General features: G+C 66.0%; 15 protein-coding genes. 12 read left to right on the forward strand and 3 right to left on the reverse strand.

What is annotated here, in order from left to right; all coding sequences use genetic code 11:
* Positions 1 to 12 precede the first annotated feature (12 nt).
* The 8 genes from AC1DZQ_RS15960 to dnaE all read left to right on the forward strand — a co-directional run bounded on the left by AC1DZQ_RS15960 (position 13) and on the right by dnaE (position 8900).
* On the forward strand, positions 13 to 774 hold the full coding sequence (locus AC1DZQ_RS15960; RefSeq protein WP_476964414.1) for a purine nucleoside phosphorylase YfiH/LACC1 family protein: 762 nt from the start codon (positions 13 to 15) through the stop codon (positions 772 to 774).
* Positions 767 to 1573, forward strand: a complete 807-nt coding sequence (locus tag AC1DZQ_RS15965; RefSeq protein ID WP_476964415.1) for a YggS family pyridoxal phosphate-dependent enzyme — start codon at positions 767 to 769, stop codon at positions 1571 to 1573. Before AC1DZQ_RS15960 ends, AC1DZQ_RS15965 begins: the two co-directional genes overlap by 8 nt.
* A gap of 87 nt (positions 1574 to 1660) precedes the next feature.
* On the forward strand, positions 1661 to 2191 hold the full coding sequence (locus AC1DZQ_RS15970) for a cell division protein SepF (protein WP_230008814.1): 531 nt from the start codon (positions 1661 to 1663) through the stop codon (positions 2189 to 2191).
* 137 nt (positions 2192 to 2328) lie between these two features.
* On the forward strand, positions 2329 to 2637 hold the full coding sequence (locus AC1DZQ_RS15975) for a YggT family protein (RefSeq protein ID WP_476964416.1): 309 nt from the start codon (positions 2329 to 2331) through the stop codon (positions 2635 to 2637).
* 165 nt (positions 2638 to 2802) lie between these two features.
* Complete coding sequence (locus AC1DZQ_RS15980) at positions 2803 to 3498, forward strand: DivIVA domain-containing protein (RefSeq protein WP_476964417.1); 696 nt, start codon at positions 2803 to 2805, stop codon at positions 3496 to 3498.
* Between the two features lie 153 nt (positions 3499 to 3651).
* On the forward strand, positions 3652 to 4230 hold the full coding sequence (lspA, locus tag AC1DZQ_RS15985) for a signal peptidase II (RefSeq protein WP_476964418.1): 579 nt from the start codon (positions 3652 to 3654) through the stop codon (positions 4228 to 4230).
* Positions 4231 to 4255: 25 nt separating this feature from the next.
* Positions 4256 to 5224 carry an RluA family pseudouridine synthase gene (locus tag AC1DZQ_RS15990; RefSeq protein WP_476964442.1) on the forward strand — a complete coding sequence of 323 codons (969 nt, stop codon included), beginning with the start codon at positions 4256 to 4258 and terminating at the stop codon, positions 5222 to 5224.
* A 118-nt stretch (positions 5225 to 5342) separates the two neighbouring features.
* Positions 5343 to 8900, forward strand: a complete 3558-nt coding sequence (dnaE, locus tag AC1DZQ_RS15995; protein ID WP_476964419.1) for a DNA polymerase III subunit alpha — start codon at positions 5343 to 5345, stop codon at positions 8898 to 8900.
* Positions 8901 to 8922: 22 nt separating this feature from the next.
* On the opposite strand, the gene AC1DZQ_RS16000 is transcribed toward dnaE, so the two are convergent.
* On the reverse strand, positions 8923 to 9381 hold the full coding sequence (locus AC1DZQ_RS16000) for a flavin reductase family protein (RefSeq protein WP_476964443.1): 459 nt from the start codon (positions 9379 to 9381) through the stop codon (positions 8923 to 8925).
* A gap of 196 nt (positions 9382 to 9577) precedes the next feature.
* Here AC1DZQ_RS16000 and AC1DZQ_RS16005 point away from each other — a divergent pair, with 196 nt between their 5' ends.
* The 3 genes from AC1DZQ_RS16005 (at position 9578) to nrdR (ending at position 12228) form a co-directional block, all read left to right on the forward strand.
* On the forward strand, positions 9578 to 10153 hold the full coding sequence (locus tag AC1DZQ_RS16005) for a hypothetical protein (RefSeq protein ID WP_476964420.1): 576 nt from the start codon (positions 9578 to 9580) through the stop codon (positions 10151 to 10153).
* A 29-nt stretch (positions 10154 to 10182) separates the two neighbouring features.
* On the forward strand, positions 10183 to 11535 hold the full coding sequence (gene hisD, locus AC1DZQ_RS16010; protein WP_476964444.1) for a histidinol dehydrogenase: 1353 nt from the start codon (positions 10183 to 10185) through the stop codon (positions 11533 to 11535).
* A gap of 189 nt (positions 11536 to 11724) precedes the next feature.
* Complete coding sequence (gene nrdR / locus AC1DZQ_RS16015; protein ID WP_476964421.1) at positions 11725 to 12228, forward strand: transcriptional regulator NrdR; 504 nt, start codon at positions 11725 to 11727, stop codon at positions 12226 to 12228.
* Positions 12229 to 12432: 204 nt separating this feature from the next.
* On the opposite strand, the gene ppgK is transcribed toward nrdR, so the two are convergent.
* Together ppgK and map are read right to left on the reverse strand one after the other, a co-directional pair.
* On the reverse strand, positions 12433 to 13236 hold the full coding sequence (ppgK, locus tag AC1DZQ_RS16020; RefSeq protein ID WP_476964422.1) for a polyphosphate--glucose phosphotransferase: 804 nt from the start codon (positions 13234 to 13236) through the stop codon (positions 12433 to 12435).
* Between the two features lie 98 nt (positions 13237 to 13334).
* A complete protein-coding gene (gene map / locus AC1DZQ_RS16025; RefSeq protein ID WP_476964423.1) occupies positions 13335 to 14213 on the reverse strand; it encodes a type I methionyl aminopeptidase in 879 nt (292 codons plus the stop codon).
* A gap of 113 nt (positions 14214 to 14326) precedes the next feature.
* Here map and AC1DZQ_RS16030 point away from each other — a divergent pair, with 113 nt between their 5' ends.
* Positions 14327 to 14491: an SPOR domain-containing protein gene (locus AC1DZQ_RS16030; protein WP_018772367.1), complete on the forward strand. Its 165-nt coding sequence runs from the start codon at positions 14327 to 14329 to the stop codon at positions 14489 to 14491.
* Positions 14492 to 14604: the final 113 nt, after the last annotated feature.

The raw sequence follows: 14604 nt of genomic DNA on the forward strand, positions 1-14604 counted from the left end.
GCGGTGTTGTGATTGTTTTGCTGGCGGGCTGAAGTCCGGCCGGGCGTGTGGGTGGCTTTCACCGACGCCGGGGCCGGGAACCTGGCACTGCATGTTGGTGACGACCCCGTGGAGGTGCGCCGCCGGCGGGCGGAGCTCGAAGCGGCCGCCGGGCTCGGCGGGCGCTCCTTCCGGTACATGAACCAGGTCCACGGCAATGACGTCGCCACCATGGTTGGGTCCACGGCGACGGCGGACCCTGCGGGCCAAGTTCCGGCTGCCCCCACGGCCGATGCCATGGTCTCCCTGACCGAGCCGCTGGCCGTCCTGGTGGCGGACTGTGTGCCGGTGGTACTGGTCGGCGAGGACGCGGCCGGGGCGCCCGTCCTGGGCGTAGTCCACGCCGGCCGGCCCGGCGTCGCCGCCGAGGTGGTGCCGGCCGCAGTGGCCCGGCTCCGGGAGCTCGGCGCGGACCGCATCGGCGCCTGGGTGGGGCCCTCGGTCTGCGGGCGCTGCTACGAGGTCCCCGAAGACCTGCGCGCGGACGTTGCCGCGGCCGTGCCTGCCACTTGGTGCACCACGTCCACCGGCACCCCTGGCCTGGACCTGCCCGCCGGGGTGCGCAGCCAGCTCGAAGCTGCGGGCGTCGCGATTGAATACTCCGGGGGATGCACCCTCGAGGACGACACCCTCTTCTCCTACCGCCGCAACAGCCACACCGGCCGCTTCGCCGGGCTAGCGTGGACGGATGGGACGCACGGGACTGACGGGAAAAGGGAGCGTGGCCATGTCTGAGCCGTCGCAGCGCCCCGGCATAAACCCCGTCAAACCCGTCAGGGCGCCGGGGGAGACCCATGAGAATCGGGAGGACGCGCTGGAAGGCCCCCGCCGGGCCGAGCTGGACGCGAACCTCTCGGCCGTCCGCCGCAGGATCGACGCCGCCGTGGCCGCTGCGGGCCGGCAGGCGACGCCACCGCGCCTGATCGTCGTCACCAAGTTCCATCCTGCGCAGGACGTCCGGCGGCTGGTGTCGCTGGGGGTCACCGACGTCGGGGAAAACCGGGATCAGGAGGCCGCAGAAAAGGCGGCGCAGCTTGAAGGCCTCGGCCTGAACTGGCACTTCATTGGCCAGCTCCAAAGCAAGAAGGCCAAGTCCGTGGTGAAATACGCCGCATCCGTCCACTCCGTGGACCGGGAGGCCCTGGCTTCCGCATTGGCGAAAGCGATGGCGGTAGAAAGTGACCGCACCGGCCGCCCGCCCCTGGACTGTTTCATTCAGGTCAGCCTGGACGAGGACGCGGGGGCGCACCGCGGCGGCGCGGCCCCCGCCGAGGTCCCCGCACTGGCCGAACAGCTGGCCGGCGCCGCCGGACTGAGGCTCGCCGGCATCATGGCCGTTGCCCCGCTCGGCATGGACCCGGCGGCTGCCTTCGAAAAGCTGGCAGGCATTTCCCGGCGGCTGGCCGAACAATTTCCGGACGCTACGGGGATATCCGCCGGTATGAGCCAGGACCTTGAACAGGCCGTACGCTTCGGGGCGACACACCTGCGCATTGGCTCCGATATTCTCGGTCCGCGTCCGGCCCTGCGGTAAGTTCGACGTATTGGAAGGTAATGGCGGGGATTCCAAGGCTGTCTAGTCACTAAGCGGCCCGCTTACGGACAAGATTAGGAGTCGACCATGGCTGGCGCTCTGCGCAAGACAATGATCTATCTTGGGCTCGCCGACGGCGACGAACACTACGAGTCTGAGCACCCCACACCGCACAAGGATGAGGACGAATCCATGGAGCAGGACCGCGAGGAACGACGTGCGCCGGCGCCCGTCCGCGAGGTCCCCCGGGAAGAGCCTCACGCCGCTGAAGAGGAATATCGCGCACCTGTGACACCCATCAAGCGTGCGGCATCGAGCCGCGAAGAGACCACCGGACTCCGGCAAATCACTACCATCCACCCGCGCTCGTACAACGACGCCAAGCTCATCGGTGAAAGCTTCCGTGACGGCATCCCCGTCATCATGAACGTCACCGACATGGGCGAAGCTGATGCCAAGCGCCTCGTGGACTTCTCCGCCGGTCTTGTTTTCGGCCTCCGGGGCAGCATCGAACGGGTGACGAACAAGGTCTTCCTGCTGTCGCCGTCGTACGTCGAAGTCATTGGCGATGACAAGAAGGTCAGCGAGACGCAGGCAAGTTTCTTCAACCAAAGCTAGGCCCGAATATTCGGTACGGATGCCAGGCGGGGACACCCGCCTGGCATCCGTGCGGAATTATCCGTGTTGAAATAGAAGTGACACTTTCCTTAGGACACTTCGGTATCCGGAATGAACATGGAGATATGAGTTAGCTCATGGGAATTGTTTTCGGGCTCGTCTATATCGCTCTGTTGCTTTTTTTCGTGGCATTGATCATCCGCCTGGTCTACGACTGGGTGCAGATGTTCGCCCGAAGCTGGCGGCCGCGCGGTTTGGCACTCGTGGCCGCCCATGCTGTGTATTCGGTCACGGACAAGCCCCTCAAACTGCTCCGCCGGCTCATCCCGCCACTGCGGCTGGGCGGCGTCTCGCTGGACATCGGCTTCCTGCTCCTGTTCGTGACCGTGAGCGTGGCGATGTGGATCGTCAAGGGCCTGGTGTACGCCCAGCCGATCGCTGCATAGGCCGCCGCCACAGCTGGGCAGCGGGCTTGCCCGGGCCAAGTCCCAACTGAAAGAAACTCCGGTTTGACACTGCGGTGTTGAATTAGAGGAACCAGACCATATTTAGGTACCGTAGTTTTGACGGCCGGAAGGCCTACTGACTAACTAGACCAACGAGGTGACCAGATGGCTTTGACGCCAGAAGACGTTGTCAACAAGCGCTTTCAGCCGACCAAGTTCCGCGAAGGCTACGACCAGGACGAGGTTGATGACTTCCTGGACGAGATCGTCGTCGAACTTCGGCGCCTGAACCAGGAGAACGACGAGCTGCGCAAGAAGCTCGCCGAATCCGGCGCCGGCACGCCTGCCAGCTCCGCAGCCGCCGCTCCCGTGGTGGAAAAGGTCCCGGCGCCCGTCAAGGCCGAGAAGGAAGACACCGCCAAAGCCGAGGCCGAGGCCAAGGCAAAGGCGGCCGCAGAAGCCGCCAAGAAGAAGGAAGCCGAGCAGGCTGCCAAGGCCGCCCAAGCTGTCGAACCGGCACGCAACGCTGCCACCCCGGCTTCGGAGTCCGCCGCAGGCCTGCTGGCCATGGCGCAGCAGATGCATGACAAGCACGTCGCGGACGGCGAGCAGCAGCGGGACAAGATCATCGCTGAAGCCCAGATCGAGGCCAGCAGCCTCGTCAACGATGCGCAGGAAAAGTCCCGCAAGATCCTCGGTGCCCTCGAGCAGCAGCGCTCCGTCCTGGAACGCAAGGTCGAGCAGCTTCGCGGCTTCGAGCGCGACTACCGCTCGCGCCTGAAGGCCTACATCGAAGGCCAGCTCCGCGACCTGGACGCCCGTGGCTCCGTTGCGGCGCCCGAGGTTGGCGAAGCCAGCTAGGCAAAAAGCCAAGTATTCTGAAAGCCGGTGGCTGGGGATTCCTCGGCCGCCGGCTTTTCCTTTTTCCCGCAACGTGCCGCCGCCGGCTCCGGTGCCCGGCGCTTGCCGGATACCCGACCCCGGTCTCCGCACTGGCTCCCGATCGAAAGCCCTATGACTGACGCACCATCACCAGACGCCATGCAGCCTGTCGAAGCGGCACAGTCCGTGCACGCCCGGCCGCGGCGGGCAAAGCTGTTTGTCCTCTTCGCTGCCTTCGCGGTGTTCGCCTACGTGTTCGACCAGCTGACCAAGCTCTGGGTCACGACCAATATGACCGAGGGCGAGCGGATCCCTGTCTTTCCGCCATTGCTGCACTGGTTCTACATCCGAAACTCGGGGGCGGCCTTCTCGATCGGCGAGAACGTCACCTGGGTGTTCACGATCATCATGGCGGCCGTGTCTGTCGCGATCCTGCTTCAGCTGCGCAAGCTTGGCTCGCTGTGGTGGGCGTTGGCGCTGGGGCTGCTGCTCGGCGGCGCCCTCGGCAACCTGACGGACCGGCTATTCCGCGAGCCGTCCTTCGCGATGGGCCATGTGGTGGACTTCATCCAGCTGCCAAACTTCGCGATCTTCAACATCGCCGACTCGGCCGTCGTCTCCGCCGTCGTGATTATTTGCCTGCTTACGCTCCGCGGAATCTCCCTGGACGGCTCGCGCCACACGAAAGATACGGTGGTTAAAGATGTCTGAAACTGCTTCAGGAAACGCCGCTGACATGGCGGCAGATACGGCCGGCGAAGCCGGCACGGCGCCCGCCGGGCACCACCGCTTCACCGTGACGGAGGACCTCGCCGGTTCCCGCGTGGACGCCGGCCTCGCCAGGCTGATGGACATCTCCCGCTCCCAGGCCGCCGTCCTGATCGCCGAAGGCAACGTCACCAGCAACGCCGGGAAAGTCGGGAAGTCCCTCAAGCTGGCCCTGGGCACCGTGCTCGAGGTCGTGGTGCCGGACCGCAGGGACCCCCTGGAAATCGTGGAGGAAGTAGTGGACGACCTGTTGATCCTGCTGGACGACGACGAGTTTGTTGTCATCGACAAACCGGTCGGCGTGGCGGCCCACCCCTCGCCCGGCTGGGTGGGACCCACTGTGGTGGGTGGCCTCGCCGGGCTCGGTTACCGGATTTCGACGTCGGGCGCCCCGGAGCGCGCCGGCATCGTCCACCGGCTCGACGTCGGGACCTCGGGCGTCATGGTGGTCGCCAAGACCGAAAACGCCTACACCGTGCTCAAGCGGGCCTTCAAGGAACGCACCGTGGACAAGGTCTACCACGCCGTCGTCCAGGGCCTCCCCGATCCGCTGGCGGGCACCATCGACGCGCCCATCGGCCGCCATCCGGGCCATGACTGGCGGTTCGCCGTGACGGAGGACGGCCGTGATTCGGTGACGCACTACGAGGTCCTGGAAGCCTTCGGGAAGGCCTCGCTCGTGGAGGTGCACCTCGAGACTGGCCGCACCCACCAGATCCGCGTGCACTTCTCGGCCCTGCGCCACCCTTGCGCCGGTGACCTCACCTACGGTGCCGATCCGCGGCTGGCCGCCACCCTCGGGCTGACCCGGCAGTGGCTGCACGCACGGGAGCTCTCCTTCGACCACCCGCGGACAGGGGAGCGGGTTACCGTCGCCAGTGAGTACCCGCAGGACCTGCAGTACGCGCTGACGGTCCTGGAATCCGGAAAAGCCTGAGCCGCCCGGGCGGGCGCCCTGTTTCCCAGGGGATTCTGATGGGCCGCCCGTTGCCGCAGTTCCGTCCTCACCGCCGTGGCTGCACGCCGCCGTAGCGGCACGGCACTAGAATGGTGCGGTGACTTCCAGCAACGACTCGTTTGTCCATCTCCACAACCACACCGAGTACTCGATGCTGGACGGTGCCGCCCGGCTCGGTGAGCTGTTCGACGAAACCGAGCGGCTCGGCATGCCGGCCCTCGCCACGACGGACCACGGCTACCTGTTCGGCGCCTTCGACTTCTGGAAGCGCGCAACCGACCAGGGCATCAGGCCCATCATCGGCGTCGAAGCCTACGTGACTCCCGGGACCGCCCGCACGGACAAGACCCGCGTGCGGTGGGGCGAGGAGCACCAGCGCAAGGATGACATTTCCGGCGGTGGCTCGTACACGCACATGACCCTGCTCAGCTACAACAACGTGGGCATGCGGAACCTTTTCCGGGCCTCCTCGATTGCCTCCCTGGACTCGGTCTTCGGCAAATGGCCCCGGCTGGACCGTGAGCTGCTGAACACCTACTCGGAGGGGCTCATCGCCACCACCGGCTGCCCGTCCGGCGAGGTCCAGACCCGGCTGCGCCTGGGCCAGTACCGCGAGGCGCTGGAGGCCGCGGCGGAGTTCCGCGACATCTTTGGTGCGGAGAACTACTTCTGCGAGCTCATGGACCACGGCCTGGACATCGAGCGGCGCGTCACCGGCGACCTCCTGCGCCTGGCCAAGGACCTGAACCTGCCGCTGGTGGCCACCAACGACCTGCACTACACGCACGAGCACGACGCGAAGGCCCATGAGGCCCTGCTGGCCATCCAGTCCGGCTCCACCCTGCTGGAGCCGACGTACGACAACGGCGGCTCGCGCTTTGCCTTTTCCGGCAGCGGCTACTACCTCAAGTCGCCGCAGGAAATGCGTGAGCTGTTCCGCGACCACCCGGAGGCGTGTGACAACACGCTCCTGATCGCCGAACGCTGCGAAGTCTCATTCAACACCGGCGCCAACTACATGCCCCGGTTCCCCTGCCCGGAGGGCGAGGACGAAACGTCCTGGCTGGTCAAGGAAGTCGACAAGGGACTCCATTACCGCTATCCGCAGGGCATCCCGGACAAGGTCCGCAAGCAGGCCGACTATGAGCTGGAAGTCATCACCTCCATGGGCTTCCCGGGCTACTTCCTCGTGGTGGCCGACTTCATCAACTGGGCCAAGAACAATGGCATCCGGGTCGGTCCCGGGCGTGGCTCCGGTGCTGGCTCCATGGTGGCCTACGCCATGCGCATCACCGACCTTGACCCGCTGCACCACGGCCTGATCTTCGAGCGTTTCCTCAACCCGGACCGCGTCTCCATGCCTGACTTCGACGTCGACTTCGATGACCGGCGCCGGTCCGAGGTGATCGACTACGTCACGCGCAAATACGGCGACGAACGCGTGGCGATGATCGTCACCTACGGCACCATCAAGACCAAGCAGGCCCTCAAGGACTCCTCGCGCGTGCTCGGCTACCCGTTCAGCATGGGCGAGCAGCTGACCAAGGCGCTGCCGCCAGCCGTGATGGCCAAGGACATTCCGCTGGCCGACATTCAGGACCCCCAGTCCAAGCGCTACAGCGAGGCCGGGGACTTCCGCCAGCTGATCAGCACCGACCCGGAGGCCGCCAAGGTCTTCGAGACGGCGCTGGGCATCGAGGGCCTGAAGCGGCAATGGGGCGTGCACGCCGCCGGTGTCATCATGTCCTCGGACCCCATCATCGACGTGATTCCGATCATGCGCCGCTTCCAGGACGGCCAGGTCATCACCCAGTTCGACTATCCGACGTCCGAAGGCCTCGGCCTGATCAAGATGGACTTCCTCGGGCTGCGAAACCTGACGATCATTTCCGATGCCCTGGAAAACATCAAAATGAACCGGGACATCGACCTCGACCTCGAAACCCTTGAGTTGGATGACACGGCGTCCTACGAGCTGCTGGCCCGGGGAGACACGCTGGGCGTCTTCCAGCTCGACGGGGGACCCATGCGCTCCCTGCTCAAGCTGATGAAGCCTGACAACTTCGAAGACATCTCCGCCGTGCTGGCCCTGTACCGGCCCGGACCCATGGGCGCCAACGCGCACACGGATTACGCGCTGCGCAAGAACAAGATCCAGGAGGTCATCCCGATCCACCCGGAGCTCGAGGAGCCGCTCTCCGAGATCCTCGGCGGGACCTACGGGCTGATCGTGTACCAGGAGCAGGTCATGGCCGTGGCGCAGAAGCTCGCCGGCTATACCCTGGGCCAGGCCGACATCCTGCGCCGCGCCATGGGCAAGAAGAAGAAATCCGAGCTGGACAAGCAGTTCGCCGGCTTCTCCCAGGGCATGCAGGACAACGGCTATTCCATGGCCGCGGTCAAGACCCTCTGGGACATCCTGCTGCCGTTCTCCGACTACGCCTTCAACAAGGCGCACTCGGCCGCCTACGGCGTCATTTCCTACTGGACCGCCTACCTGAAGGCGCACTACGCGCCGGAGTACATGGCGGCCCTGCTGACCTCGGTGGGCGACGACAAGGACAAGTCCGCCATCTACCTCAACGAATGCCGCCGGATGGGCATCACTGTGCTGCCGCCGGACGTCAATGAGTCAGCCCTGAACTTCACCCCGGTCGGCAACGACATCCGCTTCGGCATGGGCGCCATCCGCAACGTCGGCGTCAACGCCGTCGAAGCCATGGTGGCGGCGCGCGCCAAGGAAGGCGCCTATACCTCCTTCAAGGACTACCTCCTGAAGGTCCCTGCGGTGGTCTGCAACAAGCGCACCATCGAATCCCTGATCAAGGCCGGCGCCTTCGACTCGCTGGGCCATCACCGGCGGGCCCTGGCCATGATCCACGAGGAAGCGATCGACTCCGTCATCACCCTCAAGCGCAACGAGGCGATCGGCCAGTTCGACCTCTTCGCCGGCTTTGAGGACCAGGAGCCCGAGGCCTCGCTCAGCACGGAGATCCCCGACCTGCCGGAATGGGAGAAGAAGGACAAGCTGGCGTTCGAGCGCGACATGCTCGGCCTCTACGTCTCCGACCACCCGCTGCAAGGCCTGGAAGGGCTCCTGAGCCAGCACGCCGACCGATCGATCACCTCGATCATCGCCGAAGACGGCCCGCCGGACGGCTCGATCGTGACCATCGCGGGCATGATCACCTCGCTCAGCCGAAGGATCGCCAAGGCCAGCGGCAACGCCTACGCCCGCGCCGAAATCGAGGACCTCGCCGGTTCCATGGAGGTCATGTTCTTCGGCCAGGTCTACGGCCCCATCGCCTCGGTGCTCGCGGAGGACCTGATCGTGGTGGTCAAGGGCCGCCTGCAGCGGCGCGACGACGGCGCCGTCACCTTGAACTGCATGGAACTCTCTGTGCCGGACCTCAGCGACAGCCAGAACGGGCCCGTGGTGATCACCATGGCCACGCACAAGGCCACCGAGGCCGTGGTCACTGAGCTGGGCGACGTGCTGCGCACCCACCGCGGAAATTCCGAGGTCCGGCTCCACCTGCAAGGCGACACCCGGGTGGAGGTCATGGGCCTGCCGGTGCATCTGCGGGTCAACCCGAGCCCGTCACTGTTCGGCGACTTGAAGGTACTGCTCGGCCCGACGTGCCTGGACAACTAGCGCTGGCCGGCGGCCCCGGCGGCTAGATCTCGTAGTCGAGCGGAACGGGTTGGCCGTAGGCCCCGGAGTGGTAGAGCAGGGGAGCGCCGTCGTCGCCGACCTGGCCCTCCACCACCTCGACCACCACAACGGCGTTGTTCTCGAAGGAGAGCCGCATCTGGACCTTGCCGATCAGCCAGCCACTGACTCCCTTGAGCACGGGCACCTCGTAGGGCCCGAGCTCCCAGTGGTCGCCGTCGAACCGGTTGCCGGCCCGGGCGAAGCGGTCGGCGAGCTCCTGGTTTTCCAGCCCGAGCATGTGCACGCCTATGTAGGTCGTGTTCGCCACGGCCGGCCACGAGCGGGACGTCCGGGCCATGTTGAACGTAAAGCGCGGTGGCTTGGCGGACAGCGAGGCCACTGAGGTTGCCGTGAATCCGAACGGGACACCGTTGAGGTTGGCCGTGATGATGGCCACGCCCGCCGCGTGCCGGCGGAACATTTCCCTGAATGTCCGCTCGGAGATTCCTTCATCTGGGGCCACTGCGATCCAACTCCCTGCTGCATGTGCGTGTCATGCTTCCTACTCTGCCAGCGTATGCCGCAGGGGAATCGCGTGCGGCATTTTCTTTACGTCTGCCGTCACGTGCTGACCGGAGGCGTCATGCGCCGGCGGAATCCTTGTTACCGTTTGTTGCATGACACAGTCCGCAGTAGACGGCCCCGTGCACCACGCCGGGGAGCCCGCACAGCCCGCCTATCCCGAGCGGCAGCCCGGACCCGGCGGAACGTGGCGGAAGGCCGCGGTCATCGCGGCGGCAGGCATCCCCGTGGGGCTGCTCTGGTGGCTTCTGGCGCCGTCGGGCCTGAATGTCCTGACGGGGGACCCGGACCTCGCCGCCGGCACCAACACCGCCACCTGGCTGCCCCGGGACCTTGTGCTGGCAGGGCTGTGCCTGCTCGCCGGGTGCATCGCCGGGTCGTTCGTCGCCGGCAACAAGCACCAACAGCCCGGCCCCGGCACCGTCATCCTGGCAGTCCTCGCCGGCGCTGCCGGTGCGCTCATCGCCTGGGGAACCGGCGTGCTCAGCGCCCAATGGTGGGGAGCCCCGGCGGATACCTCGGCCAGCGCCAGCGTCGCCTTCTCCCTTCGCTCCTATGCCGTCCTCGCCATCTGGCCCGCGGCGATCGCGCTGGCAATCTTCCTGAACAGCCTCTTCCCCGGCAACGGCGGCAAACCCCGCCGCAGCCGGGCACGTAAAATGATCGGGTGAGCCTAACTCCTGACAGCCCCGTGACCCCGATGACCGCCGCCCTTAACTTCCGCACGGTAGACGTGCGCGGCCAGCACCTGTCCCTCGCCGGACTCCGCGCTGCGGTGCCCCGGGCACAGTCCGGGACGATGGCCGACGCCGAGGGCAAGGTCCTGGACATCATCTCGGCCGTCCGCACGCGGGGCATCGCCGCGCTGCGGGAGCTGGCACTGGCCTTCGACGGCGTGGAGCAGACGCATCCCCGCGTCCCGGCCGAGGCGCTGCATGCAGCCCTTGAGGGCCTGGATCCCGCCGTACGCGCGGCACTCGAGGAATCCATCAAGCGGGCCCGCGCTTTCGCCGACGCCCAGCGCCCGGCGAACATCGACGTCGAGCTCGGCGAAGGCGCCGTCGTCAGCCAGAACTGGGTGCCGGTGGCGCGTGTGGGGCTCTATGTCCCCGGCGGCCTGGCGGTCTACCCGTCCTCGGTGATCATGAATGTGGTCCCTGCCCTGGCGGCCGGCGTCGAATCGATAGCCCTGGCCTCGCCGCCGCAAAAGCACTTCGGCGGCCTCCCGCACCCCACGATCCTGGCTGCGGCCTGCCTGCTGGGCATCGAGGAGGTCTACGCGATCGGCGGGGCGCAGGCCATCGCCGCCTTCGCCTACGGCATCCCCGCGGACGCGTCCGACGGCGGAAACCTCCCCGGGATCGACCCCGTGGATGTCGTGACCGGTCCGGGCAATATCTTCGTGGCCACAGCCAAGCGCCTGGTCAAGGGGGTTGTCGGGATCGATTCCGAGGCCGGCACCACGGAGATCGCGATCCTCGCGGACGCCACTGCCAGTCCCGCCCTCGTGGCCGCGGACCTCATCAGCCAGGCGGAGCACGACCCCAAGGCGGCATCGGTCCTGTTCACCGACTCCGAGGCCCTCGCCGCCGACGTCCGCGTGGAGCTGGAGCGGCAGGCCGCTGCCACCAAGCACTCCAGCCGCGTCCGCGAGGCACTCTCGGGCCCGCAGTCCGGAGTGGTGCTGGTCGAAGACCTGGAGCAGGGCATTGCCGCCTGCGACGCGTACGCCGCGGAACACCTTGAAATCATGACCGCCGACGCCGCCCGGGTGGCCGGCCGGATCCGCAGCGCCGGTGCGATCTTCGTGGGGGACTACAGCCCCGTGAGCCTGGGAGACTACTGCGCCGGCTCCAACCACGTGCTTCCTACCAGTGGCACTGCGGCCTTCTCCTCCGGACTGAACGTGACCACGTTCCTGCGCGCCATTCAGGTCATCAACTACACCCGCTCTGCGTTGGAGCAGGTCAGCGGCCACATCGTCAGCCTCTCCGGCGCGGAAGACCTGCCCGCGCACGGCGAGGCCGTCACGGTGCGGTTCGCCGCCCGGTAGCCAGGGCCCAGACCACTACATGTAGTAATTACAGGCTTGTTATTCAGCTACATGTAGTCGTAAACTGGGGACACAGGGCAGCGCTGACAGCGGCGGTTATGACCGCGGCGGCGCTGCGATTGGAACCGGTGCTGTGATTGGAACCGATACAGCACTGATACGGCGGATTGCGACAGGGGAGGAACCGACATGTACTGCCCGTTCTGCCGAAACCCCGATTCGCGCGTCGTGGACAGCCGGATCGCCGACGACGGCTCCGCCATCCGGCGCCGCCGGCAGTGCCCCGAATGCGGCCGCCGGTTCACCACGGTGGAAACCACCAGCCTGACCGTCATCAAGCGCTCCGGTGTCGGCGAGCCGTTCAGCCGCAGCAAGGTCATCAACGGCGTCCGCAAGGCCTGCCAGGGCCGCCCGGTCACTGAGGACGATCTCGCCCTGCTGGCGCAGGAAGTCGAGGAGGCGATCCGGGGATCCGGCGCCGCCGAAATCGATGCCCACGAAGTCGGGCTGGCGATCCTGGAGCCGCTGCAGCGTCTCGACGAGGTCGCCTACCTGCGGTTCGCCAGCGTCTACCAGGCCTTCGAATCGCTCGAGGACTTCGAATCGGCGATTTCCCTGCTTCGCCATGAGGCCGAGACCAAGGGCCGGGACGGCAAGAGCACGGACAAGCGTCCGCTTCAGGCGCCGTCGTAAATTTCGTGATTGTCCTAGTGACTGAGGCCTAGGAACCACCACAGACTCCGGTGGTGGCAGCGGAGGGGAAGCCGCAGCCACCACCGGCTCCAACCCACCGCACCGCACCGCACTAAAAAATTGAGCTATCACTCCGGGTCGTTCCCAGCGTTCAGAAACGACCCGGAGTGATAGCTCAATTGGTTTTTACAGCTCAGTCGGCCTCTATTTGGCCAGCTTGTGCTTCAGGGCAATCTCGATGGCCGCGCCCACGATCCCGGCGTCGTTCTTCAGTTCGGCCGGGACGATCGGCGTGCGCAGCTTCATGTGCGGCAGGTACTCGTCGGCGCGCTTGGAAATGCCGCCGCCCACAATGAAGAGTTCGGGGGAGAACAGGAACTCCACGTGGGCGAAGTAACGCTGCAGCAGCACGCTGTACTGTTCCCAGCTGAGGCCCTCGCGCTCACGGGCCACGGCCGAGGCCTTGGTCTCGGCGTCGAAGCCGTCGATCTCCAGGTGCCCGAGTTCGGCGTTGGGAACCAGCTTCCCGTCGAAGATGAACGCCGAACCGATGCCGGTGCCCAGGGTGATCACCAGCACCGTGCCGTCGATCCCCTCGCCGGCACCGAAGCGGGCCTCGGCGAGTCCGGCGGCGTCGGCGTCGTTGATGACCTCCACGGGACGGCCGAGACGCGCCGTGAGCATGGCATCGATGTCGGCTTCCAGCCATGACTTGTCCACATTCGCGGCCGAGTGGACTACGCCGTGCTGAATGATGCCGGGGAAGGTGACCCCCACGGGGGTGCTGGCGTCGGGGGCCTCGGAACGGGCGGAGAGCTCCGCGACGACCTGCGCGACGACTTCGGCCACGGACTCGGGGGTGGAGGGCTGCGGGGTCGGGAAGCGCACGCGGCCACCGATCAGCTTCCCTTTCTTCAGGTCCACGATCCCGCCCTTGATTCCGGTGCCGCCGATGTCAATGCCGATCAAGGGGGCGTTCTTCTTCGACTTTTCGTCCTTCTTGGCCAATGTCGTTCCATTCGTGGCAGGGGCGGGCGGTAGTGACCGGGCAGGGCCGGCGGTGAAAGAGCGGGGTGGTTCCGGGAAATAGCGTGTGGAGCGGGCGGTCAGGGCAGCGTCAGGACCTCAGCACCGGACTCCGTCACGAGCAGGGTGTGCTCGAACTGGGCGGTGCGCCTACGGTCGCGGGTCACGACCGTCCAGTCATCGGCCCACATGTCCCAGTCAACGGTGCCCAGGGTCAGCATTGGCTCGATCGTGAACACCATACCGGTTTCGATGGTGGTGTTGTATGCGGGGGCCGCGTCATAGTGCGGAATGATCAGCCCGGTGTGGAAGGCTTCGCCAACTCCGTGTCCGGTGAAGTCACGGACCACGCCGTAACCGAAGCGCTTTGCGTAGGACTCGATGGCCCGGCCGATCACGTTGATTTCGCGTCCGGGAGCTACGGCCCGGATGGCGCGGTTCAGCGATTCCCGGGTGCGCTCGACGAGGAGGCGGGATTCCTCGTCGACATCGCCGACCAGGAAGGTGTAGTTGGTATCGCCGTGGACGCCGCCGACGAACGCCGTGATGTCAATATTGAGGATGTCGCCGTCCTGGACCACTGTGCTGTCCGGGATCCCGTGGCAGATGACCTCATTGAGGGAGGAACACAGGGACTTGGGAAAGCCGCGGTATCCGAGGGTGGAGGGGTACGCGTTGTGGTCCAGCAGGAACTCATGGCCCACCCGGTCCAGCTGGTCGGTAGTGACGCCGGGTTCGATGTGATTGCCGACCTCCACGATGGCCTGGGCGGCGATTTTGGAGGCGATCCGGATCTTTTCGATGGTCTCTGCCGACTTGACCTCTGACCCTGTGAACTTTGCAGGACCCGGCTTGCCCACATATTCCGGACGCGGGATGGACGTCGGCACGGGACGCTGCGGGCTCACTGTCCCCGGGACAAGCGTGCCGATGGGTGCAGTTGAGGCTAGAGAAGGCATAGATTGATCATATAAGCCCCCGGGCTCCGCCCGGAAAATAGGACCCGGAAAATGCATCCGGAAACCGGCGGAAAAAAGCAGGAAAACAGCCGGAAAACAGTGAAGGAACCCCGATGCCCGAATACTGGTACAACGTCAACACCCACGAGATCGAGGAAGACGCGATGTCCGACTGGAGCCAGCTGATCGGACCGTACAAGACACGTGAGGAAGCCGAACACGCCCTGGAAAAGGTCAAGGCGCGTAACGAGGCGTGGGACAAGGACGAGGACGACTAGCCCGTTCCCGCCTGCCGCGCCCGTGAAAGCATCCCCTGGCGATCGCGGACCGGCCACCGCGCACGCCGGCTAATTTTTCTCCGCCCGTCATTCTCACCCCGTGAGGGTGAGTG

The sequence above is a fragment of the Arthrobacter sp. P1_C12_2 genome (genome assembly GCF_056406415.1).

What these genes read in the sequence shown, in the direction of transcription:
- AC1DZQ_RS15965 (WP_476964415.1), top strand. Translation starts at nt 767, where the DNA reads ATGTCTGAGCCGTCGCAGCGCCCCGGCATAAACCCCGTCAAACCCGTC.
- AC1DZQ_RS15970 (WP_230008814.1), top strand. Translation starts at nt 1,661, where the DNA reads ATGGCTGGCGCTCTGCGCAAGACAATGATCTATCTTGGGCTCGCCGAC.
- AC1DZQ_RS15975 (WP_476964416.1), top strand. Translation starts at nt 2,329, where the DNA reads ATGGGAATTGTTTTCGGGCTCGTCTATATCGCTCTGTTGCTTTTTTTC.
- AC1DZQ_RS15980 (WP_476964417.1), top strand. Translation starts at nt 2,803, where the DNA reads ATGGCTTTGACGCCAGAAGACGTTGTCAACAAGCGCTTTCAGCCGACC.
- lspA (WP_476964418.1), top strand. Translation starts at nt 3,652, where the DNA reads ATGACTGACGCACCATCACCAGACGCCATGCAGCCTGTCGAAGCGGCA.
- AC1DZQ_RS15990 (WP_476964442.1), top strand. Translation starts at nt 4,256, where the DNA reads ATGGCGGCAGATACGGCCGGCGAAGCCGGCACGGCGCCCGCCGGGCAC.
- AC1DZQ_RS16000 (WP_476964443.1), bottom strand. Translation starts at nt 9,381, where the DNA reads ATGTTCCGCCGGCACGCGGCGGGCGTGGCCATCATCACGGCCAACCTC.
- AC1DZQ_RS16005 (WP_476964420.1), top strand. Translation starts at nt 9,578, where the DNA reads ATGACACAGTCCGCAGTAGACGGCCCCGTGCACCACGCCGGGGAGCCC.
- hisD (WP_476964444.1), top strand. Translation starts at nt 10,183, where the DNA reads ATGACCGCCGCCCTTAACTTCCGCACGGTAGACGTGCGCGGCCAGCAC.
- nrdR (WP_476964421.1), top strand. Translation starts at nt 11,725, where the DNA reads ATGTACTGCCCGTTCTGCCGAAACCCCGATTCGCGCGTCGTGGACAGC.
- map (WP_476964423.1), bottom strand. Translation starts at nt 14,213, where the DNA reads ATGCCTTCTCTAGCCTCAACTGCACCCATCGGCACGCTTGTCCCGGGG.
- AC1DZQ_RS16030 (WP_018772367.1), top strand. Translation starts at nt 14,327, where the DNA reads ATGCCCGAATACTGGTACAACGTCAACACCCACGAGATCGAGGAAGAC.